Raw genomic sequence first — 4083 nt, 5'->3', positions numbered from 1 at the left:
TTCCCATGTTGTATGTGCTAAACTATTATTAGTCATTTTGAATCCTCCTTTTGGTCTTTGATGTGGTTGGCAAACCTACATTTATTCTACCAAAGGAGGATTCGTGCTTACATCTAAAGAACAAACCTTTCCTACCACCGGCATAGCCGGTGGTTTTCTCAAGCTAAAGCGAACAATAAAAGGCAGTTGATAGTATATCAACTGCCTTTTTCTGTAGTTAAAATTCTTACATTCATAAAAGAATATAAGGAATTTAATTCATATTTTCTTTTTTCAAATAGTAAGCCACCTTATAATAAGGTAGGTCATATCCCATTTCCGTTAAACGGTGAGAAATTTTTCTGGGGCCATCTCCCTTTTCACTGCGCTCAATGATAAACTGTGCCACATTGTTGGTTATTTTATTTGCAGGGGGCAAGGACCCGTGCTTTTGTATTTCCGATTTTTCTGAAACATCAAAGGGAATATGCTCCAACCCAACCATTGTGGTGATATCGGTTTTCTCTCCAATATCCTCAATCAGGGGGGATGAGGCATCAATGCTATAATTGATGATATCCCGCATTTGTCGTATGTTTCTTGGGTAAACGGCATTCAAGAGGGCATGCTTAGCTTGCGGGGTAAATATGACATGGTAGTGAATTCGTCGCGCCTCCCACACCGCATTTTCGTATTTGCGTACAAAATGCAGAAAAAGCTGTTCCTTTTCCTCCAGGGAACGTTCTTGCAGTGAGGGAAGGTACATCTCATATTGCCCCAAACGCTGATAAAGCTCTGGCAAAAAAACCTCATGGAGATTTTTGGTGGATGCCGCAATTACAATGACATTAATATCAATTTCCTTGGTGTCACCGATGCGGCGGATTTTGCCGGATTCAATGGCTTTTAAAAGCAGGCTTTGATAGTTTTCAATGGTATGTGCCTCATCCAGAAAAAGAATTCCTCCGTTTGCCTGTTCAAAAAGTCCTTTTTTCTTTTTTGAGCCTGTATAGGCGCCTTCCACAGAACCGAATATTTCCATGGCCGCAATATCGGGGTTGGTAAACTGAGCACAGTTAATTTCAATAAAGGGTGCATTTTTACTGATTACGCCAACTTCCTTGGCATAGTTGTAAATTAAATTTGCCAGCATTGTTTTGCCGGTACCCGATGCCCCTGTGATAATGGAATGACGAGGCCCTCCCAGGGAACCAACAATTTTTTTTGCTTGCTTAAAAACATTTTGCATGGTGCCTAAGTGAACCACATGGTTAAAGTCCCCTTCGGGTTTATTTAAATTTACCTGTATTTCCAATTCTTTAATTTTACTGTTTAACTGATCTAATTCCTGTATATCCTGAAATACGGAAAAGGCCCCTAAAAATTCATCTTTATAAAAGATTGGATAGGAGTTAACAATATATTTTTTTGGTGGAACAAAATGGATTTTTTTATCCAAAACAGGCTTACGATCCTGCAATACAGTAAGCAAGACCGCGGCAGGGTAAAAATCGGAAATGGGCTTTCCTAGCATTTCTTCCTTTTTTTTGCCCGTATAATTTACACTGATGTCATTCACATAAACAAGAATTCCATCAGTATCTACCACATTCACTCCGTCATTGATGCGATCGAGCACCTTGGGAAGTATGTCAAGGGATAAAAAAAGTTCTTTTGTCAGCTTCATAAGATAGGACACCTCAATTTTGTGAGAAAAAATAATTGTAACAACAATCTTCTTACATTCTAACATTTTTTATAACGATAATCCATGGTTTATTTAAAAGTTGTGCGAGAAATCAGCAAAAGAAATGTTTGGCACGGAAATTGCTCAATATTATAATCGTTAGAGAAATAACAATTATGCAAAAGCATAAAAATGATTTAAGGAGGAACAAGTATATGGAATTTGGCTATTCAAAAGAGCACGTTTTGTTGCGAGATCTTTATAAAAAGTTCGCTGAAACAGAGGTAAAACCTTTGGCAGAAGAGCTTGACGAAGAAGAAAGATTTCCCGTGGAAACATTAGGCAAGCTGGCAAGATTCGGCTTTATGGGCATTCCATTCCCGAAGGAATACGGCGGCGCTGGCGGAGATTATTTGACATATGCTATGGCAGTAGAGGAGCTTGGCAAGGTTTGTGCAACAACAGCAGTAATTGTTTCCGCACATACGTCTTTATGTGCAGGTCCAATCTATATGTTTGGTACTGAGGAGCAAAAGCAGAAATATTTAATTCCCTTGGCAAAGGGTGAAAAATTGGGTGCTTTTGGATTAACCGAGCCCAGTGCAGGTACAGATTCCTCCATGCAGCAAACAACAGCAAAGCTGGATGGTGATGAATATGTATTGAACGGAACAAAGGTATTCATTACAAATGCTGGCTATGCAGATACATATGTAATTATTGCGATGACAGATAAAGTAAAGGGCAACCACGGCATTTCTGCTTTTATTGTAGAAAAGGATACGCCCGGGTTCTTTATTGGTAAAAAAGAAAGAAAAATGGGTATTCGCGGTTCCGCTACCTGTGAATTGATTTTTGAAAACTGCCGTATCCCCAAAGAAAATATTTTGGGTAAGGAAGGCCAGGGCTTTAAGATTGCAATGCAAACCTTGGACGGCGGACGTATTGGTATTGCTTCCCAGGCATTGGGTATTGCAGAAGGTGCGATTGAAGAGTGTGTGAAGTATGTTATGGAAAGAAAACAATTCAGCAGAAAAATTGGTCAGTTCCAGAACACACAATTTGAATTGGCTGATATGGCGACAAGAGTTGAAGCCGTAAAATTACTGATCTATGAAGCAGCTGGTGAAAAAGATGCTCATAGACCATATAGCCACTTGTCCGCAATGGCAAAATATTTGGCAGGTGCAACAGCCAGCGATGTAACAAGAAGATGCGTACAGCTTTTTGGCGGATACGGATATACAAGAGATTACCCTATTGAAAGAATGATGCGTGACGCAAAGATTACAGAAATCTACGAAGGCACATCCGAAGTACAAAAGATTGTTGTTTCCAACTGGATGGGCTTGAAGTAATTTCCATGGTTGTGCGTTCTTAAAAGAAAGATTCCCTATACTCAAAAAAATTGAAAATTCGAAAGGAGAAGCTTTTCCTATGAAAATAGTTGTTTGTATCAAACAGGTACCTGATACAGTAGAAGTTAAGATTGATCCCAAAACAGGCACACTGATTCGTGAAGGCGTTCCCTCCATCATTAACCACGATGATAAAACAGGCATTGAGGCTGCTTTGACATTGAAAGAGAAGCTGGGTGGTACAGTAAGCGTTGTATCCATGGGTCCTCCTCAGGCTGACATTGCTTTAAGAGAAGCTTTGGCTATGGGCTGTGACGAAGCATATTTGGTTTCCGCCAGAGAATTCGGCGGTTCTGATACCTATGCAACCTCCGGTATTTTGGCGGGGGCTTTGGAAAAAGTTGGCTATGATGTGATTATCACAGGCCGTCAGGCAATCGATGGTGACACAGCGCAGGTTGGCCCTCAGATTGGTGAAAAATTACACCTGCCTCAGGTTTCTTATGTAGAAGAAATTGTGGATGCAACGGAAGAATACGTTGTCGTAAAAAGACAGTTTGAAGACGGCTACCATATTATAAAAGTAAAAACACCCTGTCTGTTAACGGCCATTGCCGAATTGGCAGAGCCTAGATATATGTCCGTAGGCGGCGTTTTTGATGCATATCAGAAGGAAATTAAAATTATCGGTTTTGAAGATATCAAGGATGGCTTGGAATTGGACATGATCGGTCTGAAGGGATCTCCTACCAATGTATACAAATCCTTTACAAAGGAAATGAAGGGTGCAGGAACCGTATTGCGTGACCTTACCCCGGAACAGGCGGTAGAGGCAATTGTGAAAAAGTTGGAAGAAAAATTCATTATCTAATGGACATATCCCATGTTTTTGCACATAGATAATATTTAAGGAGGATAAACCCATGAGCAAGGGTATTTTTGTAGTTATTGAACAAAGAAGCGGCAAAGTTCAGAACGTAGGTCTGGAATTGGTCGGCGAATCCACAAGATTGAAAGAAGACCTCAAGGACGAAGTAGTAGCAGTCCTGTTAGGTCATG

3 protein-coding genes are annotated in these 4083 nt (G+C 40.3%); 2 read left to right on the top strand and 1 reads right to left on the bottom strand.

Annotation, left to right across the window (positions count from 1 at the left end):
- Positions 1-253: 253 nt before the first annotated feature.
- Complete coding sequence (locus CLNEO_RS15135; protein ID WP_096348820.1) at positions 254-1666, bottom strand: sigma 54-interacting transcriptional regulator; 1413 nt, start codon at positions 1664-1666, stop codon at positions 254-256.
- A 215-nt stretch (positions 1667-1881) separates the two neighbouring features.
- Between CLNEO_RS15135 and CLNEO_RS15130 the strand changes: the two genes are divergently transcribed.
- Together CLNEO_RS15130 and CLNEO_RS15125 are read left to right on the top strand one after the other, a co-directional pair.
- Positions 1882-3024, top strand: coding sequence for an acyl-CoA dehydrogenase (locus CLNEO_RS15130; protein WP_066091129.1), 1143 nt, complete (start codon positions 1882-1884; stop codon positions 3022-3024).
- A gap of 79 nt (positions 3025-3103) precedes the next feature.
- Positions 3104-3895, top strand: coding sequence for an electron transfer flavoprotein subunit beta/FixA family protein (locus CLNEO_RS15125; RefSeq protein ID WP_066091127.1), 792 nt, complete (start codon positions 3104-3106; stop codon positions 3893-3895).
- Positions 3896-4083 lie beyond the last annotated feature (188 nt).

It is taken from the genome of Anaerotignum neopropionicum (assembly GCF_001571775.1).
Taxonomy (GTDB): Bacteria; Bacillota; Clostridia; order Lachnospirales; family Anaerotignaceae; genus Chakrabartyella; species Chakrabartyella neopropionicum.
Note: the sequence above shows the minus strand (reverse complement) of the source record. Positions and strands in the feature narration are given on the sequence as shown.